Annotated in this window: 19 protein-coding genes and 1 tRNA gene; 15 read left to right on the top strand and 5 right to left on the bottom strand. The window is 61.8% G+C overall.

From position 1 onward, the window contains the following. Positions 1 to 121 precede the first annotated feature (121 nt). The 3 genes from BGP02_RS04830 (at position 122) to folE2 (ending at position 4151) form a co-directional block, all read left to right on the top strand. Positions 122 to 1027 carry a polyprenyl synthetase family protein gene (locus tag BGP02_RS04830; protein WP_150562762.1) on the top strand — a complete coding sequence of 302 codons (906 nt, stop codon included), beginning with the start codon at positions 122 to 124 and terminating at the stop codon, positions 1025 to 1027. A 198-nt stretch (positions 1028 to 1225) separates the two neighbouring features. Then, entirely contained in the window at positions 1226 to 3142 is a 1917-nt protein-coding gene (gene dxs / locus BGP02_RS04825) for a 1-deoxy-D-xylulose-5-phosphate synthase (RefSeq protein ID WP_286798019.1), read from the top strand. A 199-nt stretch (positions 3143 to 3341) separates the two neighbouring features. Further along, positions 3342 to 4151 (top strand): GTP cyclohydrolase FolE2, encoded by an 810-nt coding sequence (folE2, locus tag BGP02_RS04820; RefSeq protein ID WP_017231857.1) that lies wholly within the window; start codon positions 3342 to 3344, stop codon positions 4149 to 4151. An 82-nt stretch (positions 4152 to 4233) separates the two neighbouring features. Here the strand turns inward: folE2 and tsaD are convergent, their stop codons facing one another. Further along, the gene (tsaD, locus tag BGP02_RS04815) at positions 4234 to 5265 is read right to left on the bottom strand and encodes a tRNA (adenosine(37)-N6)-threonylcarbamoyltransferase complex transferase subunit TsaD (protein ID WP_017231856.1); all 1032 of its coding nucleotides are present in this window, start codon (positions 5263 to 5265) and stop codon (positions 4234 to 4236) included. 91 nt (positions 5266 to 5356) lie between these two features. Between tsaD and BGP02_RS04810 the strand changes: the two genes are divergently transcribed. The 3 genes from BGP02_RS04810 (at position 5357) to dnaG (ending at position 9265) form a co-directional block, all read left to right on the top strand. Continuing rightward, a complete protein-coding gene (locus BGP02_RS04810) occupies positions 5357 to 6607 on the top strand; it encodes a BaiN/RdsA family NAD(P)/FAD-dependent oxidoreductase (RefSeq protein ID WP_286798015.1) in 1251 nt (416 codons plus the stop codon). 260 nt (positions 6608 to 6867) lie between these two features. Next, positions 6868 to 7314: a GatB/YqeY domain-containing protein gene (locus tag BGP02_RS04805; RefSeq protein ID WP_261938313.1), complete on the top strand. Its 447-nt coding sequence runs from the start codon at positions 6868 to 6870 to the stop codon at positions 7312 to 7314. A 67-nt stretch (positions 7315 to 7381) separates the two neighbouring features. After that, entirely contained in the window at positions 7382 to 9265 is a 1884-nt protein-coding gene (gene dnaG, locus BGP02_RS04800; RefSeq protein WP_026131579.1) for a DNA primase, read from the top strand. A 14-nt stretch (positions 9266 to 9279) separates the two neighbouring features. Here dnaG and BGP02_RS22380 read toward each other — a convergent pair whose 3' ends face one another. After that, on the bottom strand, positions 9280 to 9759 hold the full coding sequence (locus BGP02_RS22380) for a hypothetical protein (RefSeq protein ID WP_254440935.1): 480 nt from the start codon (positions 9757 to 9759) through the stop codon (positions 9280 to 9282). A 97-nt stretch (positions 9760 to 9856) separates the two neighbouring features. On the opposite strand from BGP02_RS22380, the gene rpoD reads away from it, so the two are divergent. Both rpoD and BGP02_RS04790 read left to right on the top strand, forming a co-directional pair. Further along, on the top strand, positions 9857 to 11959 hold the full coding sequence (gene rpoD / locus BGP02_RS04795; RefSeq protein WP_017231851.1) for an RNA polymerase sigma factor RpoD: 2103 nt from the start codon (positions 9857 to 9859) through the stop codon (positions 11957 to 11959). Positions 11960 to 11987: 28 nt separating this feature from the next. Next, positions 11988 to 12063: transfer RNA gene (locus tag BGP02_RS04790), tRNA-Ile, on the top strand. A 132-nt stretch (positions 12064 to 12195) separates the two neighbouring features. Here the strand turns inward: BGP02_RS04790 and BGP02_RS04785 are convergent. Beyond that, entirely contained in the window at positions 12196 to 12915 is a 720-nt protein-coding gene (locus BGP02_RS04785; protein ID WP_286798187.1) for a response regulator, read from the bottom strand. Positions 12916 to 13149: 234 nt separating this feature from the next. Between BGP02_RS04785 and BGP02_RS04780 the strand changes: the two genes are divergently transcribed. The 7 genes from BGP02_RS04780 to BGP02_RS04750 are packed head-to-tail and all read left to right on the top strand — an operon-like array spanning position 13150 to position 19693. Next, positions 13150 to 13788, top strand: a complete 639-nt coding sequence (locus BGP02_RS04780; RefSeq protein ID WP_286798013.1) for an energy transducer TonB — start codon at positions 13150 to 13152, stop codon at positions 13786 to 13788. Positions 13789 to 13841: 53 nt separating this feature from the next. After that, the gene (locus BGP02_RS04775) at positions 13842 to 14663 is read left to right on the top strand and encodes a MotA/TolQ/ExbB proton channel family protein (protein WP_502688463.1); all 822 of its coding nucleotides are present in this window, start codon (positions 13842 to 13844) and stop codon (positions 14661 to 14663) included. Positions 14664 to 14667: 4 nt separating this feature from the next. After that, complete coding sequence (locus tag BGP02_RS04770; RefSeq protein ID WP_026131600.1) at positions 14668 to 15102, top strand: ExbD/TolR family protein; 435 nt, start codon at positions 14668 to 14670, stop codon at positions 15100 to 15102. Between the two features lie 31 nt (positions 15103 to 15133). Further along, positions 15134 to 15562: an ExbD/TolR family protein gene (locus tag BGP02_RS04765; protein ID WP_286798010.1), complete on the top strand. Its 429-nt coding sequence runs from the start codon at positions 15134 to 15136 to the stop codon at positions 15560 to 15562. 56 nt (positions 15563 to 15618) lie between these two features. Next, positions 15619 to 16971: an MFS transporter gene (locus tag BGP02_RS04760; RefSeq protein ID WP_286798009.1), complete on the top strand. Its 1353-nt coding sequence runs from the start codon at positions 15619 to 15621 to the stop codon at positions 16969 to 16971. A gap of 6 nt (positions 16972 to 16977) precedes the next feature. Beyond that, complete coding sequence (locus tag BGP02_RS04755; protein ID WP_286798008.1) at positions 16978 to 17994, top strand: dipeptide epimerase; 1017 nt, start codon at positions 16978 to 16980, stop codon at positions 17992 to 17994. Next, positions 17981 to 19693, top strand: a complete 1713-nt coding sequence (locus tag BGP02_RS04750; protein ID WP_286798006.1) for a serine hydrolase domain-containing protein — start codon at positions 17981 to 17983, stop codon at positions 19691 to 19693. Before BGP02_RS04755 ends, BGP02_RS04750 begins: the two co-directional genes overlap by 14 nt. Before the next feature lie 77 nt (positions 19694 to 19770). On the opposite strand, the gene BGP02_RS04745 is transcribed toward BGP02_RS04750, so the two are convergent. Continuing rightward, on the bottom strand, positions 19771 to 21402 hold the full coding sequence (locus tag BGP02_RS04745; RefSeq protein WP_286798004.1) for a serine hydrolase domain-containing protein: 1632 nt from the start codon (positions 21400 to 21402) through the stop codon (positions 19771 to 19773). A gap of 30 nt (positions 21403 to 21432) precedes the next feature. Further along, a complete protein-coding gene (locus tag BGP02_RS04740; protein WP_017231938.1) occupies positions 21433 to 23562 on the bottom strand; it encodes a TonB-dependent receptor in 2130 nt (709 codons plus the stop codon). Between the last annotated feature and the right edge of the window lie 488 nt (positions 23563 to 24050).

Below are 24050 nucleotides of genomic sequence, written 5' to 3'. Positions count from 1 at the left end.
TGCGGCAAGCCGACCTGCGACACGCGACACGCGACACTCGACACGCGACGCATGAGCGTAGACGTCCCAACGCGGCGCGGGGCGACTCAATAACACGCACGGCCCAATGGGCACGTGCAGGATGAAGACGATGGCGGATCAGAATATCAAGGCCTGGATGCAGGCAGTGCAGGCCCGTGTGGAACAATCGCTCGACGCCGTGCTGCCCAAGGCCGCCGATGGCGGCTCGGCACGACTGAATGAATCGATGCGCTACGCCGTGCTCGGCGGCGGCAAGCGTGTGCGTCCGCTGTTGTGCTTTGCCGCTGGCGAGGTGACCCAGGCAAGCGAGACGGCCCTGGATCGTGCCGCGTGCGCCGTGGAAATGATCCACGCCTATTCGCTGGTGCATGACGATCTGCCGTGCATGGACGACGACGATCTGCGCCGCGGCAAGCCGACGGTGCATGTGCAATACGACGAAGCGACCGGCCTGCTCGCGGGCGACGCGCTGCAAACGCAAGCGTTTGTGCTGCTCGGCGAAGCCACGGGCGATCTGAGCGCCGCACAGTCGCTCGCGCTGGTGCGCGAACTGGCGCTGGCCTCGGGGGCGCTGGGCATGGCCGGCGGGCAGGCGATCGATCTGGAGAGCGTCGGCATCAAGCTGAATCAGTCGCAACTGGAAAACATGCATCGACTGAAGACGGGGGCCCTGTTGCGCGCGTCGCTGCGCATGGGCGCCATCTGCGGCCGTGCATTGTCGGACGATGAAACGCGCGCGCTGGACACCTACGCGGCGGCTGTCGGCCTGGCCTTCCAGGTCGTGGACGACATTCTCGATACCACGGCCGATTCGGCCACGCTTGGCAAGACGGCCGGCAAGGACGCGGCCAACGACAAGCCGACCTACGTATCGCTGATGGGCCTCGACGGCGCGCGCGGCTATGCGGAGAAGCTGCGGGCCGATGCTCACGCGGCGAGTGCGACGCTTGGCAATGCGGATCGGCTGCGTGCCCTGGCCGATTACGTGGTCGATCGCATCAACTGACCGGCGAATCGCCTGACAGGCAAATTTCGAGGCGACCCAGGCGGCAAAGGATCGCGTGATCCGGGGGCGTTTGCAGTAGAAACAGGCAAGGGGCAATGAGGGTCGGCGCGGATCTCCCCACAGAACGCACCGGCAGGAGATCGGGACCGGCTCGCCAGGCAGGGCTGCCCGACCAGAACGCCTACATATGGAATGACGATGTACGAACTGCTAAATACCATCGATGACCCGGCCGCGTTGCGGCGTTTGGAGCGTCGCCAACTCTCACCGTTGGCCGAAGAGCTGCGTGCCTTCGTGCTCGAGAGCGTGTCGCGCACGGGCGGTCACCTGTCGTCCAATCTCGGTACGGTCGAGCTGACGATTGCACTGCACTACGTGTTCAACACACCGGAGGATCGCATTGTCTGGGACGTGGGGCACCAGAGCTATCCGCACAAGATCCTGACCGGTCGCCGCGACGCCATGGCGTCGCTGCGTCAGCTCGGCGGTATTTCGGGCTTCCCGAAGCGCGATGAGTCGCCGTATGACACGTTCGGCACGGCGCATTCGAGCACATCGATTTCAGCGGCGCTGGGCATGGCGCTTGGTGCGCGCACGAAGGGCGAGCATCGCTTCGGCATCGCGGTGATCGGCGATGGCGCCATGACCGCCGGTATGGCGTTCGAGGCGATGAACAATGCGGGGGTGCATGAAGACGTGCCGTTGCTGGTCATCCTCAACGACAACGACATGTCGATCTCGCCGCCGGTCGGTGCCCTCAATCGCTATCTTGCCCGCTTGATGTCGGGTCGCTTCTACGCGGCGGCGAAGAAGGGCGTGGAGAAGGTGCTGAGTGTGGCGCCGCCGGTGCTGGAGTTGGCGCGCAAGTTCGAAGAGCATGCCAAGGGCATGGTCGTGCCGGCGACGATGTTCGAAGAGTTCGGCTTCAACTACATCGGCCCGATCGACGGACACGACCTCGACTCGCTGATTCCGACGCTCGAGAACATCAAGAATCTGAAGGGGCCGCAATTCCTGCACGTGGTCACGCGCAAGGGGTACGGCTACAAGTTGGCCGAAGCCGATCCGGTGCTGTATCACGGTCCGGGCAAGTTCAACCCGGCCGAAGGGATCAAGCCGAGCACGAGCAGCAAGAAGACCTACACGCAAGTGTTCGGCGACTGGCTATGCGATATGGCCGAAGCCGACAAGCGTGTCGTGGGGATCACGCCGGCCATGCGCGAAGGCTCGGGCATGGTGGAGTTCGAGAAGCGATTCCCGACGCGTTACTACGACGTGGGCATTGCCGAGCAACACGCCGTGACGTTCGCCGGCGGTATGGCGACCGAGGGCCTCAAGCCCGTGGTCGCGATCTACTCGACGTTCCTGCAGCGCGGTTACGATCAACTGATTCACGACATTGCGCTGCAAAATCTGCCGGTCGTGTTTGCGCTCGATCGGTCGGGTCTGGTCGGTGCAGACGGTGCAACGCACGCGGGCGCATACGACATCGCCTATTTGCGCTGCATTCCGAATATGGTGGTGATGGCGCCGTCGGACGAGAACGAATGCCGTCAGATGCTCTATACCGGTGTGCAGATCGACGGCCCGTCGGCCGTGCGTTATCCGCGCGGTGCCGGCACGGGCGCGGCGATCGAATCGACGATGAGCGCACTGCCGATCGGCAAGGGTGTTGTGCGACGCGAGGGACAAGCCGAGGCGGGACGCCGTGTGGCAATTCTTGCGTTCGGCAGCATGGTGGCCCCGGCGCTTGCCGCAGCCGAGGAACTCGACGCCACCGTGGCCGACATGCGCTTCGTCAAGCCGATCGACGAGGCATTGATCTCACGGCTGGCGCAAACGCACGATTATCTGGTCACGGCGGAAGAGGGCAGCATCATGGGCGGTGCGGGGTCGGCCGTGGCGGAATCCCTGCTTGCCGGTGGGGAGATTCGGCCTGTACTACAATTGGGCCTGCCCGATCGCTTTATCGACCATGGCGACCCGGCGCTGCTGCTGGCCGCCGTGGGGCTCGATGCCGCGGGTATCGCGAAGTCCATCCGTGCCCGCTTCGACCTGCCGCTGATGCAGGCGTCGCAGGGCGCTGGCAAGGTCACGACCAAGCTCGTCGCCTGAGCGTCCGGTAGTCCTGAACCTCCGAACGATCCGGCTTGCATGCCGGATCGTTTCGTTTTGAATCGCCCTTTCCCGATACCGTGCCGGGGGCTCCGGCACGATTCCGACGACAACCGTCAGCGGCTGGCGAGCCAGGCGTCGGATACGTTTGCCTATTGCCTCCCCCAAGTCGGCTTGCCGGCAAAGAAGGAAGAATTAGATGAATCAGATGAACCCCGCTTTCGTCATGCCCGACGTGCAAAGCACCGTCGATACCCGGCAGATCCCGATTCAGCGCGTGGGTGTGCGCGGTGTGCGTCATCCGCTGTCGGTGCGTCTGGCCGATGGGGAGGCGCAGGCCACCGTGGGCTTGTTCAATCTCGACGTGCATCTGCCTGCCGATCAGAAAGGTACGCATATGTCGCGCTTCGTGGCGTTGCTGGACGCGCATCGCGCGCCGATCGACGTGGCGGGTTTTCGCGCCATGCTCGACAGCATGCTGGAAAAACTCGAAGCCGACGCCGGTCGAATTGAAGTGACGTTTCCGTATTTCATCAACAAGACGGCACCGGTCTCAGGCGTGCAAAGCTTGCTGGACTACGAAGTGACGCTCACCGGCGACGTGCGCAACGGCCAGACGCGCGTGTGGCTCAAGGTGCTCGTGCCGGTCACGAGCCTTTGTCCGTGCTCGAAGAAGATCTCGCAGTACGGCGCGCACAATCAGCGCTCGCACATCACGATCGACGCCGAAATCGCGGGCGATATCGCCGTCGAGGAACTGGTGCGCATGGCTGAGGAGGAGGCGTCCTGCGAGTTGTGGGGGCTGCTCAAGCGCCCGGATGAGAAGTACGTAACCGAGCGGGCGTATGAGAACCCGAAGTTCGTCGAGGATCTGGTGCGCGATGTGGCAACGCGACTTAACAATGAGCCGCGCGTCGTGGCCTACGCGCTTCAAGCGGAGAATTTCGAGTCGATCCATAATCACAGCGCTTACGCCGTGATCGAACGCGACAAGCGCGTGGTGGCCTGATCTTGCTGCGCCTCGCGCGGCGCATGCAATGAAAAACCGCTCCTCGGAGCGGTTTTTTCTTGGGCGCGTGCCGGGCGAGGCGCTAGACGCCGCGCACGATGTCGGCGAGATCCCAGCGCGGGCGGACCGTGTAGGCGTATTCGCTGTCCGCTTCATCTGGCCAGTACTTGAGCCGCATGGCGCCGGCGAAGGCGATCATGGCGCCGTTATCCGTGCAGAAAGCCAGGTCCGGATAGTGCACGCGATAGCCACGGCGGCGAGCGGCTTCATTGAGTCCTTCGCGAAGCTGCGTGTTGGCACCCACGCCCCCTGCCACGACGAGCGTTTTCATGCCAGTCTGCTTGAGCGCGGCCATCGACTTGGCGACGAGCACGTCGACGATGGCATCGACGAAGCCTCGCGCGAGATCGGCCTTTTCCTGGTCGCATACGTTGCCGCCGAGATTGCGCACCTGCGTGAGCACGGCGGTTTTCAATCCGCTGAAACTGAAGTCAAGGTTGCCCGAATGCTTCATCGGACGCGGCAAGTCGTAGCGTCCCGGCGTACCGAACTCGGCCAGGCGCGAGATGGCCGGCCCGCCCGGGTAGCCGAGTCCCAGCAGCTTGGCGGTCTTGTCGAAGGCTTCGCCGGCAGCGTCATCCAGTGTTTCGCCGAGCATGGCGTACTGGCCGAAGGCGCGGACTTCCATCAACTGCGTGTGGCCGCCGGAGACCAGCAAAGCGACGAACGGGAAATCGGGAGCATCCGGTGCGAGCAGCGGAGAGAGCAGATGGCCCTCCAGATGGTGCACGCCCACGACTGGACGCCCGAGCGCAAACGCGAGGGCGTTCGCGACGCTGGCGCCCACCAGCAGCGCCCCGGCGAGTCCGGGGCCTTGCGTGTAGGCGATTGCATCGACCGCGCTGAGTGGCTTGCCAGCTTGCGCAAGCACGGCTTCTGTCAGGGGCAGCGCGCGGCGGATGTGGTCGCGCGACGCCAGTTCGGGCACCACGCCACCGTATTCGCGGTGCATGGCAATCTGCGAATGCAGCGCGTGCGAAAGCAGGCCGGCCTCGGTGTCGTAAAGGGCGAGCCCGGTTTCGTCGCAGGAGCTTTCAATGCCTAAAACCAGCATGGCGGAAGGGGGAGACGTGCGGCGTCAAGGTAACGAGATAACCAAGAAGTATACCAGTCGCCCCTAACCCCTGCCGGGTACAATGCGCGCCATGGAAAAGTTCGATGTAGCAATCGTTGGGGCTGGCGCGGCCGGCCTGATGTGCGCGGCGGTGGCCGGGCAACTTGGGCTGCGCGTGGTGCTCATCGATCACGCGACGCGTCTGGCGGAGAAGATCCGGATTTCAGGTGGCGGGCGCTGCAATTTCACCAATATCAACGCCGGACCGGCCAACTACCTGTCAGAAAACCCGAGATTCTGCCGCTCGGCCCTGGCGCGCTATACGCCGCGCGATTTTCTGGATCTGCTGGGGCGTCACCGCATTGCCTGGCACGAAAAGCATCGCGGACAGCTGTTTTGCGACAACAGTGCCGAGGACATCATCGACATGCTCCGCAAGGAGTGTGCGGCGGGGCACGTGCATTGGCGCATGCCATGCACTGTACACACCGTTGCCCATACGTCCTCGGGCGGCGCGCATCCTTATCACTTGACGACAGATGCGGGGCATATCGCGGCCAAACGACTGGTGATCGCCACGGGCGGCCTGTCGATTCCCAAAATCGGCGCGACGGACTGGGGCTATCGGATCGCACGTCAATTCGGACTGGAGATCGTCGAGCCGCGTCCGGCGCTGGTGCCGCTCATGTTCGACGCGTCGACCTGGGCGCCCTTTGCGGGGCTATCGGGTTTGTCGCTGGAAGTCGAGGTGAGCGCGGGCAAGGGAAAGGACGGCGGTCGTTTCGTTGAGGATCTCTTGTTTACGCACCGCGGGTTGTCCGGTCCGGCCATCCTGCAAATTTCCAGCTTCTGGGCGCCTGGGCAGTCAATTGTCCTGAATCTGTCGCCATCGTCGGACATCGAGGCGGCATTGTTCGAGGCGAAGGCGACGTCGAAGCGGCAGTTGGCCAACCTGTTGGCGCAATGGGTGCCGGCCCGTTTGGCCGACGCCTGGGTTGCGAACAGCGGGCTTTCGCCGCAGGCGCGCGTGCAGGAATTGCCGGACAAGGCGTTGCGCTCGCTTGCCCAGGCGTTTTCCAGTTGGACGCTCAAGCCGTGCGGGTCTGAAGGCTGGCGCAAGGCCGAAGTCACGCGGGGTGGGGTCGATACGAAGGCACTGTCTTCCGCCACCCTGGAGGCACGCGAACAACCGGGGCTGCATTTTGTCGGGGAAGTGGTCGACGTGACCGGGTGGCTCGGCGGCTATAACTTTCAGTGGGCGTGGGCGTCGGCCGTGGCTTGCGCGCAAGCAATGTCCGAAAGCGTGAAGGCGGAGCGGACGGGGAGCGGCGCGTTGTCGTAGACGGCGACTTCCGTGCTGTGATAATCTCTCCCCTTCGTGGAGACGACGCACCGAGGGCGGAGCCGAGTCTCCTGCGGCCCGCTTGTGATCGCGCGTGTGATCGTTTCCTCAAGCGGGTTTTTGTGCTTTCTGCGCTCGCTAATGTCAGCGCCGAGCCGTCGGCTGCGGCCGCACGCGGCAAGTGCCTGACGACAGTCGTCCTTTCCTTTGGGGCGGCATGCACTACACTGAAACGTATTCGAAATCCGGAACCCCTGCTCATGAGTCTGAAAGAACGCATTACCGAAGATATGAAGACGGCCATGCGTGCCAAGGCCGCGGAACGACTGGGGACCATCCGGCTGCTGCTCGCGGCAATAAAACAAAGGGAAGTCGACGAGCGCATCACTCTCGATGACACGGCGATCGTGGCCGTCGTCGACAAGCTGATCAAACAACGCAAGGATTCCATCAGCCAGTTCCAGGCGGCCGGTCGCACCGATCTGGCCGACAAGGAGGCCGCCGAACTCGACGTGCTCATGGTCTATATGCCCCAGCAACTCTCGGCTGACGAGGTCGAGCGGGCGGTCAAGGCAGCCGTGGCGCAAACGGGCGCAGCGGGTCCGCAGGACATGGGCAAGGTGATGGGCGTGCTCAAAGGCCAGTTGGCCGGCCGCGCCGACATGACGGCCGTGTCCGCGCAGGTGAAGGCGGCGTTGGCTGCGTAATTGAGTGGTGCGGTGAGTTGCCGTCGCAAGCGACGGCACGGTGCCGTGCCGCGATGGTATCGATCCAGTGATCCCCCAGTCGTTCCTGCAGGACTTGCTCAACCGCGTCGATATCGTCGAGGTGGTGGGCCGCTACGTGCAGTTGAAGAAAGGCGGGGCGAACTTCATGGGGCTGTGCCCCTTTCATAACGAGAAGTCGCCCTCATTTACCGTAAGTCCCACGAAGCAGTTCTATCACTGCTTCGGGTGTGGCGCGCACGGCAGCGCGATCAGCTTCCTGATGGAGCATGCCGGACTCGGATTTGTCGAAGCTGTCGAGGACTTGGCCCGCAATGTTGGGCTGGATGTGCCGCGTGAGGCGCCGTTGCCGGGCGCGCCGGCACCTGCCGCGCAGCGTGCGCAAACCCTCGGCCTGGTCGACGTCATGACGCGTGCCTGCGACTACTACCGCAAGCAATTGCGTAGTGCGCCGACCGCCATCGAATATTTGAAGCGACGAGGATTGACGGGCGAAATCGCCGCGCATTTTGGACTCGGCTACGCCCCCGATGGGTGGCAGAACCTCGACGCGGCGTTTCAGGACTATCGCGACGATCAGTTGCTCGACGCGGGTCTCGTCATCGAGAGCGAGAAGGGCGAGGCGGGCAGCACGAAGCGTCGTTATGACCGTTTTCGCGACCGGATCATGTTCCCGATCCGAAACACGAAAGGGCAGGTGATCGCGTTCGGCGGACGTGTGCTGGACAAGGGCGAGCCCAAGTATCTGAATTCGCCCGAGACGCCGCTGTTCAGCAAGGGCAGCGAACTGTATGGGCTGTTCGAGGCGCGCACGGGGATTCGCGACGCGGGCTATGTGCTCGTGGTCGAAGGGTATATGGATGTGGTGGCGCTGGCGCAGCTCGGCTTTCCACAGGCGGTGGCCACGTTGGGCACTGCCTGCACGCCGATGCACGTGCAGAAGCTGTTGCGCCAGACCGAGACGGTGGTGTTCAGCTTTGACGGCGACGCGGCCGGCCGGCGGGCGGCCCGCCGAGCGCTTGAGGCATGTTTGCCGCATGCGGACGACAACCGGAGCTTCAAGTTCCTGTTCTTGCCGAGCGAGCACGATCCGGACAGCTATGTGCGTGAGCACGGCGCTGACGCGTTTGCCGATGAGGTATCGCGCGCCATGCCGCTGTCGCAGTTCCTGATCGGAGAAGTGACGGCAGGTAAGGAGATGCATCAGCCCGAAGGGCGTGCGCGTGCGCTGTTTGAGGCGAAGCCGTTGTTGCAGCAGATGCCGGCAAACGCGTTGCGAGGGCAGATCTTGCATGCACTGGCCGAGCGGGTGGAAAGTTCGGTCGAAGAAGTGGCCGGGTTGTGCGAGTTGTCGATCGGCGCGGCACGCCGTCAGAACACATGGGATAAGGCGCCGGCCAAGCGCGAGAAGCGCCGCGTAGTGGGAACCGAGCATCGAGCGCTGCAGAACTTGCTCATGTTTCCGGCACTAGGGAATGAATTAACCGAAGAAGAAGTCAAGATTTTGCAGGAAGGGCCCCATCACGCCGAGATTTTCTCGGAAGTGCTGGCGCATTGCCGCGAAATGGGGGCGCAGGCCGACTTTCGTTTCATGTCGGATCGGCTGCGGGTGTCGCCGAACTGGGCGAGTTTCGACGACATTCTTCGCGAAATTCTCTCGTTCGAAGAGAACGCCCGCGACCTGTTGTTGTTCGACCCGGAGGATGAGACCCAGGTCGAGCGTCGGGAGGAGCAGATCGCGCTGCGGCTTGCGGAACTGAGAAGCGCGATTCGGCGCTTGCAGTACGACGGTCTGTGCGACGCCCTGGAGACGATTTTCAAGCGGACGTCGCTGACGTCCGATGAATTGCGCCACGCTCAAGCGCTGTCGCGGCAACGCGACGAATTGAAGCGGCTGCTGGCTCCGGCCGGCACAGGGGGCACGCGAAGTTGAGGTAAGCCCGCGTGCTACAATGGAAGGTTTTCAGTGGGCTGTTTTCTGGCAAGCGAGATCGCTATGGCAAAGATGACAACGACCAGCGGAAAAAAGACGGTTATCCCTGCACCGAAGGCAAAGCGCGCGACCAGCGCGGCGGCGGCATCCGGTGGGAGGGGGGCGTCTCGTTCTGCAAAAGCTGGCGTTGCCGTGAAAGCCGATGCGGTGGGTCGAGCTACGAAGAAAACGGCCAGCCAGGCAAGTTCGGCGAAACGTACCACGCAAGTAAAGGCAGCCGCCGGCGCATCGAAGACGACCGGCAAGACGGCTGCGAAGGTGACCGATGTCACCAAGCGCAAGAGTGCGACCGCCGCTACGGTGGGGGCTGCGAAGGCAGCCAGGCCGACGGTGAAGTCCGAGGCGCCCGTCAGGGCGACGAAGGCGGAAACGACCGTGAAGGCGACGGCCGGTGGGAAACCGCAGGCCCGACAACCCGCTGAAAAAAGCGCCAAGAGCGCAACTACCGCCAAGGCATCGACCCTGGCGGGCCGCAGTAAACCTGCGACGCAAGCCCCACGCAAGACAGGGGCTTCCAGCAAACCCGAGGCTGTGGAGGTCGTGTCGGCAGCAAGCGAGCCGCTCGTCCCCAGGACGCGCGGCAAGGCCGCGAAGACCGCCGCCTCGGTGGCGCAGAGCGTCGCAGCGGATACTAGTGATCAACCCGTGAACGAAGATCAGACCAAAGTGGAAAAGCAGAAGGCGCGTGATCGCCGGGCAAAAGAGAAAGCACTGCTCAAGGACGCATTTTCCTCGCACCAGCCCGGTACGGCCGAGGAACTTGAGGAACGTCGTGGCAAGCTGCGGGCACTGATCAAGCTGGGTAAGGAACGAGGTTTCCTGACCTTTGCAGAGATCAACGACCACCTGCCCGACGACGTGGTGGAGGGCGACGCGCTGGAAGGCGTGATCGCTACGTTTAACGACATGGGCGTTGCCGTGTACGAGCAGGCACCCGATGCCGAAACGCTGTTGCTCAACGACAATGCGCCGAACGCCGCAACGGACGACGAAGTCGAGGAGCAAGCGGAAGCGGCCCTGTCGACGGTCGACTCCGAGTTTGGCCGCACGACCGATCCGGTGCGTATGTACATGCGCGAGATGGGCACGGTCGAGTTGCTGACGCGCGAGGGCGAAATCGAGATCGCCAAGCGGATCGAGGAAGGCCTGAAGCACATGGTGCAGGCGATTTCCGCGTGCCCGACGACGATTGCCGAAATTCTGGCGATGGCCGAGAAGGTCGAGCGTGAAGAAATGCGCATCGACGAGGTGGTCGACGGCCTGATCGATCCGAATGCCGAGGCGGTTGCGGCAGCGGCGGCAGCGGCTGCGGAAGACGAAGACTTCGACGCCGACGCGGAAGCGGAAGAGGAAGAAGCAGAAGAAGCGGCTGACGAGGACGACGACAGCAGCGGCGGCGGGGCTTCGGCCGCGCAGGTCGAGCAGCTCAAGCGTGACGCGTTGGCCAAGTTCGCCGAGATCGCCGACTGGTTTGGCAAGATGCGTCGTGCGTTCGAGAAGGAAGGCTACCAGTCGAAGTCGTACGTGAAGGCGGGTGAGTCGATCCAGGCGGAACTGATGACGATCCGCTTCACGGCGCGCACGGTTGAGCGTCTGTGCGACACGTTGCGTTCGCAAGTCGATGAAGTGCGCAACATCGAGCGAGCGATCCTGAATATCGTGGTCGACAAGTGCGGCATGCCGCGTGCGGATTTCGTGTCGCGTTTCCCGGGCAACGAAACCAATCTCGACTGGATCTACACGGTCGTGGCGGACAACAAGGCGTACAGCTCGGTGGTTGAGCGTAACGTCCCGGCGGTGCGTGAATTGCAGCAGAAACTGATCGACTTGCAGGCGCGCGTGGTGTTGCCGCTTACCGAGTTGAAGGACGTCAATCGCAAGATGTCGGAAGGCGAGCGCCGTGCACGCAAGGCCAAGCGCGAGATGACCGAAGCGAACTTGCGTCTGGTGATTTCGATTGCGAAGAAGTACACGAACCGTGGCCTGCAGTTCCTGGATCTGATTCAGGAAGGCAACATTGGCCTGATGAAGGCGGTGGACAAGTTCGAATACCGTCGTGGTTACAAGTTCTCGACGTACGCGACGTGGTGGATTCGTCAGGCCATCACGCGTTCGATCGCGGACCAGGCACGTACCATCCGTATTCCGGTGCACATGATCGAGACGATCAACAAGATGAACCGGATTTCGCGTCAGATTCTGCAGGAGACCGGTGTCGAGCCGGATCCGGCGACGCTGGCCGAGAAGATGGAGATGCCGGAGGACAAGATCCGCAAGATCATGAAGATCGCGAAGGAGCCGATCTCCATGGAAACGCCGATCGGTGACGACGACGATTCGCATCTGGGCGATTTCATCGAAGATACGGGCACGGTAGCCCCTGCGGACGCCGCGTTGCATGGTAGTATGCGCGACGTCGTGAAGGACGTGCTTGATTCGCTGACGCCGCGCGAGGCCAAGGTGTTGCGCATGCGTTTTGGCATTGAGATGAGCACGGACCATACGCTCGAGGAAGTGGGCAAGCAATTTGACGTGACGCGTGAGCGTATTCGTCAGATTGAGGCCAAGGCGCTGCGCAAGCTGCGTCACCCGAGCCGTTCCGACAAGCTCAAGTCGTTCCTCGAAGGCAATTGATTGCGGCTGAGCGAGCGCCGGTAGTTGAGGGCCGTTAGCTCAGTGGTTAGAGCAGGGGACTCATAATCCCTTGGTCGCTGGTTCGAACCCAGCACGGCCTACCAAAGAAGTAAAAAGCCCCTGACGGTGACGTCAGGGGCTTTTTGTTTTGAGTGAGGTCATCCCGATGACTTCTGGGGGCAGGGAGGGGCGATGGAGCGTTGCAACGAACAGAAACGCGCCTGTCTCAGGACAACCTATCCTTCGATATCTGATCGTGCGCGAACGTCAAGCATGTAGCCTTCTCCGCGTATCGTCCGTAGCAATCGTGGCTCCTTGATGTCCTCTCGCAACTTTTGCCGCAGCCTTGATATCTGTACGTCGATGCTGCGATCAAATGCATCGATCGACTTCCCTCGGGCCGTATCCATCAAATACTCACGACTCAGCACGCGCCCGGGTGCGGAAAGAAATGCGTTCAGCAGTCTGAATTCCGCGTTCGAGAGCGGAATGACGGTGTTGTCGGGCGCAATGAGATGGCGACCGATCAAACTCAGGCGCCATCCCGCGAATCGCCGCTCGTCCTTTGGCTCAGGTGTCGACCTCGTTTGCGCTCGGGTACGACGAAGAATGGTTTGAATTCGTGCCACCAACTCGCGCGGCTCAAACGGCTTTACGACATAGTCGTCGGCACCCAGTTCGAGGCCAACAATTCGGTCAGTCATTTCGCCGCGCGCGGTGAGCATGATGATGGGAATTTCCGACGACGTGCGCAATTCTCTGCATAGCGTAAGGCCGTCGCTGTCCGGAAGCATCAAATCGAGTACGACGATGTCGATATCGTTGTGCTCGAGCACGTCGTGCATCTCCTCGCCGCTCGCCGCCTGCATACAGGTTATGCCAAAGCCGGCAAGGCACTCGCAAAGCAGACTACGTATCTGTGCATCGTCGTCGACTACAAGTACGCGCGTTGCCATGGTCATGTTCCTCTCTTGGTCTCTCGCCAGGTCGAATCGAATCTCCCGATTTCCGGATTATCCGCGACAAACGTGCCGACAATCTTGCGCAATTGTTGCAGTCTCGAAACATTCGGTGCCCGTGCACCGCATCTCCTATGTATCAAACCCGATACAAAGTCGAGATGAAACAGAAATACCCGAGCCGTAACGTGACTCCACACAAGACATATGCAAGCAGGAGCCACGTAGTCCATGAATTACGCCCAACCCAAACCGCCCGCGCGGCGACTGCTCGGAATCGGCGTTGCACTGCTCGTGCACGCAGTCATTCTGTATGCCTTGCTCAGTGGGCTGGCAACCCGTGTCGCGACGATCATCCAGGCGCCCATTGAGACACGAATCATCGAGGAGATCAAACCTCCCCCCCCTCCGCCGCCGCCCCCTCCGGTAAAGAAGATCGCGCCGCCTCCACGCCCCGTGGTCCAACCGAAGGCTTACGTGCCACCGCCTGAAGTTCAGGTACAGGCGGCGCCACAACCCAATGCGATTGCCGTTCAATCCGACAAGCCCGTCGCCACGACACCGGTGGCGCCACCTGCGCCTCCCGTAAGCAAGCCGGTGGCGGGCAACGTCGGCGTCGTTTGCCCGAACTCCGCGCAAGTCCGGGCCGCCATCCGGTACCCGCGCGAAGCGCTTCGCGACAACATCACGGGCAACGTGCTCGTCGAGTTTGTTGTCGGGACCGACGGGCAGATCAAACAACTTCGTGTCGGCCGATCGGCTGCCCCGGCGCTGGACCGAGCGGCCGAGAACGCGGTCCGGCAGTTTCATTGCGTCGCGCAGGGCCAGGAGGTACGCGTTCAGGTTCCATTCGATTTTCAACTCAATTGAGGCTGTCCTCGGCAGCCCATATGCAACCCTGCATTCACGTCAAGGAGACGATCATGTTTCAGTTCCAATCTCGTGCCACAACGCGTGCGCGCGGCTCGGCGGTCTCGATGGCCGTCGTATCGATGATCGCGGCGTTCGCCTCGCTCAACGCCCATGCGGCCTCGACGGTCACCAACCCGTACGGGCTGCAAGCCCTGTGGGAAGGCGGCGACATGATCGCTCGCGGAACCCTGCTCATCCTCGTGGTCATGTCCATGGGGAGTTGGTACATCATCGTTGCCAAACTGCTCGAACAAGCGAAGGTCCTGCGTCGGGCGCGCGCCGCGGAAAAAAAGTTCTGGAACGCCGCTTCCCTGTCCGAAGGCGTCCGGTCACTCGATGCGGAAAGCCCGTTTCGCTACATTGCCGAGACCGGGCTATCGGCCCGTGATCATCACAAGGGGGCAATGCTTGACCAGGCCGATTTGAATACCTGGGTCGCGAGCGCCATCGAACGTGCCATGACCGGCGTATCGAATCGGCTCCAGGATGGGTTGTCCTTCTTGGGTACCGTCGGTTCGACGGCCCCCTTCGTCGGACTTTTCGGTACCGTTTGGGGCATCTATCACGCGCTCACCGCCATCGGTATTGCCGGGCAAGCCTCCATCGACAAGGTCGCAGGGCCTGTGGGCGAAGCGCTGATCATGACGGCCATCGGCCTGGCGGTCGCCGTGCCTGCCGTGCTCGGATACAACTGGCTTGTCCGTCGCAACAAGGCCGTCATGGAACGCGTGCGTGATTTCGGAAGTGAACTGCACAACGTGCTGCTCACCGGAAAAACGACAGCGTCCGCCGTCGTGGCGACCCGCACCTCGCAAGTCGCTCGCGTGGGGTGATGCCATGGCAATGACCGTACCTGGCGGGAGTGGCGGCGCAGAGCACGACGAGGTCATGGCGACCATCAACACGACGCCGCTGGTCGACGTGATGCTGGTCCTACTCATCATCTTCCTGATCACCATTCCTGTGGTCTCGCACACCGTTCCCGTCACTCTGCCGAAGGAAGCGGTTCAACCCCTGCAGACCACGCCTCAGAACGTTGTCCTCGCCGTCACGCGAGACGGTGAGGTCTATTGGGACGAGCGACGCATTCCCGATGCGTCAACGTTGCTGGAGAAACTCAAGACGGTCGCCGTATTGACACCCCAACCCGAAGTGCAGATTCGCGGCGACCTCGATGCTCGCTACGCCGCGATCGGACGCGTTGTCCTGGCATGCCAGCGTGCAGGCATCGCCAAGGTCGACTTCATTACGGAAGCGCCACCGCGCCAATAGCGCTCGATGCGCACCACATCAGGAGACTGCCATGGCAATGACCATGCCATCGGGCGCTGGCGAGAACAGCGACATTTTGGTGGAGATCAACACGACACCACTCATCGACGTCATGTTGGTGCTTCTGATCATGTTGATTCTCACCATCCCGATCCAGACGCATGCCGTAAAACTCGACATGCCCACGCCCTCCAACGCCGCCCCCACGATCCCGCCGCTCGTCGTGCAGATCGACGTCGATGCGAGCAGTGTCGTCGCATGGAACGGCTTGCCGCTCAGCGACCGTGGTCAATTGGAAACCCATCTCACCGAAGCCGCGACGTCAACGCCGCCGACGGAGCTGCACCTGCGTGCCGACGCGCAAGCCCCCTATCGGTCGGTCGCCATGGTCATGGCGTCCGCGCAACGGCTGGGGGTGACACGCATTGGACTGGTTGGCAACGAGCGCTTCGCAAAATGACACCTTGTCTCCCTGCCAGTGTCCTCGCGCGCTGACGCACTAAAACTGGACTTCCAATGTTCGATTCGAATACCGAAATTCCGCCGTATGCAACGACGGCACGCCGCGAAGGATATGCGCGTGTCGGGGCGTGGCTAGGGCTTTTGGCCCTCGTCATCGTGACCTTCTTCGCCAACGTTGATCGCCAGATGCTGGTGCTGTTGGCCGAACTCATCCGCACAGAGTTCGGCCTTGCCGACATTCAGGTGGGGCTTTTGCAAGGTGCCGGTATCGCGCTGTTTGCCGGTGCGGCGGCCATACCGATCGGATGGCTCGCGGACCGAGTGGACCGCCGTGTCATTCTGGCGCTTTGCATCCTTCTCTGGAGCGCCGCGACTGCCGCTTGCGGTTTGGCGACCGGATTCTGGACACTCTTCATCGCATCGATCGGCCTGGGCATCGGCGAAGCGGGACTCATGCCGATTATCTACGGCTTGCTTCCCGACCTTTTCCCCGCACGTCAGCGCATCCTCGCCAACTCCGTCTTTGCCCTGGTCAATCTATTGAGCGCCGGTGCAGGCATGGCACTTGGCGGGTTGCTGATCCAGGGGATCGACACGATGCATGGCGCATTACCGTTCCATCTGGGAAGCGTGTCCACGTGGCGTATTGCATTCTTCGCCGTCGCGGTACCTGCGCCGTTGCTGGTGCTGATCGTCGCGCTGATCCGACCGCGCTACGCGCATTCGGACATCAAGGGCGCGACGGACAACGCGCTGGCACCCGGACTCGCGGCTCGGGAATACTTCCGCCGGGAGATGCCGATGATGATCCGCTTCTTTGGTGCGATCGCATTGGTCAACATGGCCTTCGCGGGCATTACGAGCTGGATGCCGGTCGTTGCCGTCCGCTTCTTTGGCGCAACGCCGGCAACGGCCGGCGCCGGACTGGGCGGCGCCGCGATGATCGGTAGCGTCATCGGATGCTTTCTCGGCTGGCTGCTCGCTCGCCGCCTTGGCACACGACTCGGCGTGCTCGCCCCGCTGCGCGTATGCGAGTGGGGCGCCCTCGGGGCCTGCGTCGTCAGCCTCGGCTATTTGATCGCGCCATCCGTGTCGTATGTCTACGTCCTGTTTGGCGCCCAGTTCATGTGCGTCGTGGCGGGCATGATCATGTTTCCCGGCTTGATGCAGAGCATTTGCCCGCCGCATCTGCGATCGAGAGTGGCGGCCATCGGGGTCCTGGCAACGGTGCTGATGCAGTCCGGCAGTCCTGTGGCCATCGGCCTGATATCGGATCACCTGCACCGCACCGCCTCTGGTCTGATATGGGCCATCGTTGCCGTGGCGTTGACCGGATTCATCGTGGCCTGTCTCTTGATGCGCAGTGCGGCCAATGCCGTGCGTGTTGCCATCGAACGCTACGCCTGAGTTCACATGACGATTCTCTGCACACTTTCCGTCTGCATCGAACAGTGGCCGCTGGTCACGCCCTTTCACATCGCGGGTCACACGGTCGACGCGGCCCGCGTGTTAGTCGTGTCTTTGAGATCCGGCCAGTATGAAGGCCGAGGGGAGGCCGCCGGCGTCTACTACCGAGGCGAAACGCCGGACGCAATGGCCGAGCAGATTGCCGCCGTGCGCCCCGAAATTGAGCGCGGCATCTCGCGGGAGGACCTCATCAAGCTGCTGCCCGCTGGCGGTGCAAGAAATGCCGTCGATGCGGCGCTATGGTCTCTGGCCGCTCAGCGTTGTGATACGACGGTCGCGCGATTGGCCGGACGCTCACGCCTGGGCCCGTTGCGGACCTCATTCACGGTCGGTGTGGATACAGCGCGAGCCATGGCCGAGGCGGCCCGCGGTTACGAGGGCGCCGTTGCATTGAAGATCAAACTGGACGGTAGCCCGCTCGACGCAGATCGACTCCTCGCGATTCGAGCGGCTTGCCCTGGCGTCGAACTGTCTGTCGACGCCAATCAGGGATGGACACAAGCCTACATGATGCAAATGCTGCCGGTCATGCAGCGAGTTGGCGTCGACCTGCTCGAACAACCCTTGCCGGTCGGCGAGGACGAATGCCTTGAATCGATGCAGTACCCGATTCGCATGGCCGCGGATGAATCGTTTCAGGATCTGGACGATCTCGCCACCGTCGCCCGCAGGTATGACGTTGTCAACGTCAAGCTCGACAAATGCGGCGGCCTCACGCGAGCGCTTTCGCTGGTTACGCCCATTCGAGACCTCGGACTCTCGGTAATGGTTGGATGCATGCCCTGCACCTCGCTCGGCGTCGCCCCGGCCTACCTTCTGGGACAGTTGTGTGACCGGGTCGATCTCGATGGGCCCTGCTTTCTGGCAAAAGATCGCAATCCCTCGTTCCAATACCGGAATGGGTATCTGCTAAGCCCCGATAGCCACTGGGGCCGCGAGGATGCGCAGCATGAGAAAAATTGATTCAGGCGGATATGCCGTGTCGACTCGGGAGCGATTTGACGGCGAAGCGCTGACGGCGCTGTTTGATCCGTTCAACCAAAGCGATGCGCCGGGCGTCGTCGTTGCCGCCGCGATTGACGGCGAGGTCGTGTTACGCCGTGCGTTCGGCATGGCGAACACGGGATTAGGGGTTGGATTGGATGTGCGAACCCGGCTGCGTATCGGATCGACGACCAAGCACATGACGTGCCTCGCCGCCTTGCTGCTCCAGGAAGCGAATGCGCTGGACATTGATGCACCGATCCGCCGCTATTTACCGGAACTGACAGGTATCGCTGGCGAGCCGTCCCTGCGCTCGCTCATGTTTCACACAAGCGGACAGCGTTGCGCGCTCGACATCTCGCTTCTCACCAACGGATTGGCGGCGCCGCAGGCCGGCTACATGCTTGACATTCAGCGCCGGCAGACAAGTGTCAACTTTCCAGCGGGCGAGCGGATGATGTACTGCAACGGCGGATATCACCTGATTTCGTTGGCGATTGAGCGTGTCAGCGCGCAATCGTTCGCATCGTTCCTCGCTTCCGAAATCTTCGCACCGTTGGGCATGAACGATACGTTCTGCCTGTCCGACGATTTTCAGCTCCAAAGCCATATGGCCGCTAGCCACGTCAAAACCGGCGAACGATCTTACAACCGGGGAATATTTCCTTTGCGTGAGATTCTTGGCGAAGGCAGCGTCGTCTCGTGCGTGGACGACATGCTCAAATGGTGCGCCCATTTGCGCGGGGAAAAATTGGTGGGAAGCCGCGCCACTTGGGAAATGATGTTCTCGTCGCCAACGTTCTCCAGCGGCCTGCGCAGCGATTACATGATGGGGTTGAAGCGCACGCAATATCGCGGGTGCGAACTGGTCCATCACGCAGGCGGTGTCGTCGGGGGAACATGCCAAATGCTGTGCGTTCCCGAGCACGGCGTCGATGTCGTTTTGCTTAGTAATGGAGCCGTCTCAGCGCCAACTACGCTCTCACTTCGCATACTGGATGTCTTGTTGGCCGACGAGATGAAGGGCGACCCCGCGCCGAGACCTGCCAGAATGGTTCCCGCACTCGGACGAGGCGGGACCTATCGCGAAGCGAGCGGGGACATCGTGTACGACATCACCGAGCGCGACGGAATCATGACGCTCAGCGGTCCGCTGGAACCGAGCGCTCCCACGCTATATGAACGCGATTCCACCGAAACCGATACGGGCGAATTTGCACTGGAGTCGAGCGGTGACGGCACATTCCTGTTCCACTGGGAACCCGCGATCGAGCCGGACGAAGTAGAGCAGTTGTGCATCTCTCATTGCGGCCACGCGACACCCTATCGCCGCGTCGAGATGCCAGCGTCGGTGAGCATCGAGGACATCGACGTCCTAAGCGGCGCCTACGCCAGCGAAGAAGCAGATGCTCGCGCTACGCTACGCCGTTCGGAGGCGGGACAAGCTGTTCGCGGCGACGCTTGCGCGATCATGTCACTCGAGATCGTGGGCAGAGCGGGCAAATGCCGTTACGACGTCTTTCCCGTGGACATCGATCTTTTCCGCTTTTCGCCACGAGGGCCGAACGCCATCACAGGGGGAACGATTTCTATCGTCAGGCGCCCAGGCACTCGGAATGTCGACGGATTTTCGATCAATACCCCCCGGACGCGAAACCTTCTATTCGCGAAATCCTGAGCGTAAGCGTCGCCCCGCCCGCCACGCATCGGCAGGCGGCGGGAACTCACGTTTGGAGTTCCCGCCTCACGGCGACGTTATCCGATACGAGAGAACTGCAGGGCCCGCGTGCGGGACGTGTACAGGGAAAAAGCGGTAGCCTTGTCCTCGCGACGCTCAACAAGCGCAGTGCCCGAAGATAATGCCGAGGCATCGGCAGGCTCGAAGGTCCAGGCATCCCGGGTTAGCGGACTCAGGCGATAACGCGCACCTCCCGCAGCGCCACGAATGGACAGCGTCAGAAGCCCATCCTCAATCGAGACGACGGCATGTGCGTCGGCATCGTGGCTGAAGTATTGACCACAGAGCCCTTCCATCTCCAACCCAACCGGTGGGGCACCTTCATGGCGGCTCAGTGTGACGGCATATCCGCATTCGATGTAATCGATTGCCGTCACTTCGCCCGACGCCGCACGTGCATGGGGTATGACGCGAGTCTGCGCGCCTGCACCGTCTTCGATACAGTACCCACTCTCGAGCGCGATTAGCGGCTGAGGAGGATGTTGCTGGTTGTGCGTTACTGCGTGCAGACGCCCGTCCTGCTCAACGATATCCACCAACTGAAGGGGGGCGACGGACAGATACCTCCCGAGCAACCCGGGATTCTCCGAAGCCAGTTGCGCTACCGGTCGGGGCGACCCAAGCAATTCATCACCAAGGACGATATCCACAATCTCGGTCGCAAGCGCCGTGGGATCGACCGGTGCGCCGTTGCTCATCAGAATGATATCCAATGCGTGCGAGGGAACCGTCAGCATCTGGCATGTTCCGCCGAAAACGCCGCCCGCGTGATGAATGGTTTCGACATTACGATACCGTGAACGCATCAACCCCAGGGCGTAGACGCCGACTTCCCCGCTCGAATATTGAGGCATCGTCAGCATTTCACGCCACGTTTCGGGACTTCCCAGTTTGACCGGATGACGAAGATGGCCGGCCCACTTCAACATATCGTCGATCGTGGAAACGATACCGCCTTCGCCCAAGACATCGACGGTCGGAAACAACCCACGGATATACCCGCCAGCGCCGTCGGGAACATGCTGTGTGGCCATGCGCGGCCGGATTCGCAAGTCGTCGCTGACGGATTCGGTGTCGTTCATGCCCATGACGCGGAAGATCCGCTGCTCAAGAAACTGCTCGAACGACGTGCCGCTCACGCGGGCGATGATATGCGACAGCAACTGATATCCACCGTTGCAATAGAGCATGCGCTCCCCGGGGGGGAAATTGACGTCTCGTTGCCGTAGCTCGACCGCCAGCGGCACGCCCGGCCCAATCATGGAAACGCCTTGCGTGATCACCGACAAATCCAGATAACAGCGATAGCCGCTGGTGTGCGTCATCAACTGGCGCAGCGTGGGTTCACCCGCCAACTCGGGCAGTTCCGGCATATACGTGCGAACACCCGCATCGATATCCAACTTGCCGTCCTCGGCAAGAAGCAGGGCGGCAAGGCAAGTGAAATGCTTGCTGGTCGAGCCAATCCGCATCCGGGTCGCCGGCGTGTTGGCGACGCCATGTTCGAGGCTCGTCATGCCGAACCCCTTGCGGTACAGTGCCCGTCCTTCACGGGCGACCCCGACCACGAGGCCCGGCGCGTCGCTCCGATTGAACCGCGCCAGATGCGCGTCGAGGCGAGCGTGCAAGTCTTTCTGCTGCAAAGTCATTTGAAGTTCTCCAATAGTCACTAACGCGTATCAGAACGGAACGGTGAGCACCGCGCCGATCGTGCGCGGCCGTTCCACGCTGACCAGTGCCGGCCCGCCAAGCGGCATCAACGCAGTCCCCGCGGCCAGAAGGGCGCGGCGGTCAAACAGATTGCGCACGTAGAAGTTCAGACTCGCCTTGCCGAAGTCGATCCCCGCCAGGAGGTCGGTCACTGCATAGCCAGGGAGCGGATAATCCGGCCGTCCGTTGCTGGTGCCGAACCCTGCGTGGCGACGGCCGACGAATCGTTGCGCAATACCCACGTATGAGGCATACGTGCCGAGCGAAAAGTGGTACGTCCCAGTTAGCGTGGCCGAGAACTTCGCGGAGTTCGGCAGGGGATCACCCGATTGCGTCCCGGTGGCAGCATTTCCCTGCGTCAACTTGGCGTCGATGTAGGAAAACCCCGCGCCAAAATCCCAATGCCGATCGGGACGGAAGCTACTTGCCAACTCGAACCCTTTGATGCGCGCGTCCCCCGCATTGATCACCTGATTGACACCTTCCAGAGCGCCAAGCTGCTGGATGTTTTTCCACTCGATGTCATAGGCGGTTGCAGACAACGAAAGCCGCTTATCGAACAAATCTGCCTTGTAGCCTGCCTCATAGGTCCAAAGCGTATCGGGCTGAAACGTCGCACTCCCATTGCCGGGGCGCCCCGTGATGGGACTGACGAGCAGCGCGTTCGGCCCGCCCGGTCGATAGCCGCTTGCCGCGCGGACGTAGACGTTGCTGTTATCGGTCAATCCATAGCTGGCGGTCAGCATGTAGGTCTTGCTGGTATCGGACGACGGTGCGGAAATCGATTGAGGCGGTCCGCCCAGAAGGCCCGATGTGCTTTGGTTGTAACTCTGTTGGTTGTGGGCGATGCGAATACCGCCCGTGAGCGCCAGACGCTGTGTCACGTGATAGGTCAGATCTCCATATGCGGCGTATTCGGTATAGGTGCTGGGCGCCGTCAGTGCAGAGAGCGAAGGCGTGGTCCCGTCGGCAAATGCACCCACAATGCCCTGATCCGCCTCACTGCGCTCTCGGGTAAAGAAAAGCCCCCCGAGCCATTCAAGACGGCGGTTCGCGGGTGACGTCATGCGAAATTCCTGCGTCACCTTGTTCGTTGTCGCCAGGTTCATCGCGACAACCGAGTTCAGATTGAGCCCTTGCGCGGCCAGCGCCGGCACGTAGACCACTGACAGATCCTGAGGCTGGTCTGTCTTCACCGACTGATACGATGTGATCGAGTTGAAGCGCGACCATCCGAAGTCGTACTCCAAGCCGAGCGAGTAAAGTTCGACGTTTTGATGGAACGGTTCCGGCGCATAAATTCGCGTTGTCAGATCGCCATCGACGGGTTGGCCGCTCTTGTCGTATGCAACGTAATTGGGGGCGTTTCGATTGATGTTTTGCGTGATCGCGCTCAGACGCACGGTGAACTGACTCGTCGGCGTCAAGAGCAACGACGCGCGCGCGCCGTAGGTATCGCCTCTGTCGATTCGGCTACCCGCCTGCGGTCCGATGGCATCGACGTAACCTGCGTCGTGTTGGCTGAAAGCCGAAACGCGCACGGCAGCCACATCGTTCTTGATGGGAATATTCAGAACCGCGCTGGCAGTATTGCCAATACCGCCGTGCTTGGTTGCCGACATTCCCGCGCTCGCCTGGCCGGAGAATTCCTCCGTATCCGGCTCGTTGGTGACGTACTTCAGCAATCCGCCCATCGCCCCTGCGCCGTATAGCGTGCCCTGCGGCCCACGCAGCACTTCGATGTGATTCAGATCGAGCAGGCTCATGTCCAGCGCGAACGTCGCGCCTTGCGAGAAGACCGTGCTCCCACCGAAGGCGACGTCATCGACATAGACACCCACGGTCGGACCGGTTTGCTCCCCGGTCGTCACGCCGCGCATGCTGATCTGTCCGGCGCCGCTTCCGCCTTGGGAATTGAGGTCCACCCCAGGTTCCGACGAAAGATAATCAGACATCGTTTTCGCGCCGCTCTTCTGCAATGCGTCAGCCGAAATGACATTGATCTGCATAGGCACTTCGCGCGCGGGTTCACGGCGACGTGTTGCGGTCACCACCACAGTGTTGAGTGTCGCGCCGTCTTTGCCTGACGCTGGCGTCATGGTTTGCGCGTTGCCGTTCGTTCCGGCATTAGTGTCAGCCGATGATTTGGCGCTCTCGGCCTCGGCACTCACCGCCGAAGCCGCACTGGGCAGTGCGACCGTTTGCGCATGTCCATAGGCTGACGCAAGCCCCAGCAGTGAACCCACCAACCAGGTGCCCCCGCTCGGCCTAAGCCTGAATCGGCGCATAGTGACTGCGGTTTGCCTGCGATGCTGTCTGATTGCCACTGTCGTCTCCTTCGAGATTTCCGCACGTCGGCCGTCACAATCGCCTTCGCGGTATGGATCGTGTAGCGAGGGATGTCCACGCTGATTCGAGTCTTAGCTCTGGCTTCAACGTTATTTGTGCGATATTTCTGGTTCATGTGGACTTTGTATCTCGCGTGAAACATAGACCCACCGGCCGTGGCTTTCCATTGCTGCACAATCCAGGTGAGCGGTGATCCCTCCCGGATGTTTCCGTCCTGAAACAATCTGTTGACGAAGCG

The organism is Pandoraea sp. 64-18 (assembly GCF_001899225.1).
Taxonomy (GTDB): Bacteria; Pseudomonadota; Gammaproteobacteria; order Burkholderiales; family Burkholderiaceae; genus Pandoraea; species Pandoraea cepalis.
The sequence above is the reverse complement of the archived record's forward strand: the minus strand, read 5'-3'. Positions and strand labels throughout refer to the sequence as shown.

Coding starts and splice junctions, on each gene's coding strand:
- BGP02_RS04810 (WP_286798015.1), top strand. CDS start 5,357: ATGGAAAAGTTCGATGTAGCAATCGTTGGGGCTGGCGCGGCCGGCCTG.
- BGP02_RS04755 (WP_286798008.1), top strand. CDS start 16,978: ATGACGATTCTCTGCACACTTTCCGTCTGCATCGAACAGTGGCCGCTG.
- BGP02_RS04745 (WP_286798004.1), bottom strand. CDS start 21,402: ATGACTTTGCAGCAGAAAGACTTGCACGCTCGCCTCGACGCGCATCTG.
- BGP02_RS04760 (WP_286798009.1), top strand. CDS start 15,619: ATGTTCGATTCGAATACCGAAATTCCGCCGTATGCAACGACGGCACGC.
- BGP02_RS04805 (WP_261938313.1), top strand. CDS start 6,868: ATGAGTCTGAAAGAACGCATTACCGAAGATATGAAGACGGCCATGCGT.
- BGP02_RS04785 (WP_286798187.1), bottom strand. CDS start 12,915: ATGGCAACGCGCGTACTTGTAGTCGACGACGATGCACAGATACGTAGT.
- BGP02_RS04830 (WP_150562762.1), top strand. CDS start 122: ATGAAGACGATGGCGGATCAGAATATCAAGGCCTGGATGCAGGCAGTG.
- folE2 (WP_017231857.1), top strand. CDS start 3,342: ATGAATCAGATGAACCCCGCTTTCGTCATGCCCGACGTGCAAAGCACC.
- tsaD (WP_017231856.1), bottom strand. CDS start 5,265: ATGCTGGTTTTAGGCATTGAAAGCTCCTGCGACGAAACCGGGCTCGCC.
- BGP02_RS04750 (WP_286798006.1), top strand. CDS start 17,981: ATGAGAAAAATTGATTCAGGCGGATATGCCGTGTCGACTCGGGAGCGA.
- BGP02_RS04740 (WP_017231938.1), bottom strand. CDS start 23,562: ATGACGCCAGCGTCAGGCAAAGACGGCGCGACACTCAACACTGTGGTG.
- BGP02_RS04765 (WP_286798010.1), top strand. CDS start 15,134: ATGGCAATGACCATGCCATCGGGCGCTGGCGAGAACAGCGACATTTTG.
- BGP02_RS04780 (WP_286798013.1), top strand. CDS start 13,150: ATGAATTACGCCCAACCCAAACCGCCCGCGCGGCGACTGCTCGGAATC.
- BGP02_RS04775 (WP_502688463.1), top strand. CDS start 13,842: ATGTTTCAGTTCCAATCTCGTGCCACAACGCGTGCGCGCGGCTCGGCG.
- BGP02_RS04770 (WP_026131600.1), top strand. CDS start 14,668: ATGGCAATGACCGTACCTGGCGGGAGTGGCGGCGCAGAGCACGACGAG.
- dxs (WP_286798019.1), top strand. CDS start 1,226: ATGTACGAACTGCTAAATACCATCGATGACCCGGCCGCGTTGCGGCGT.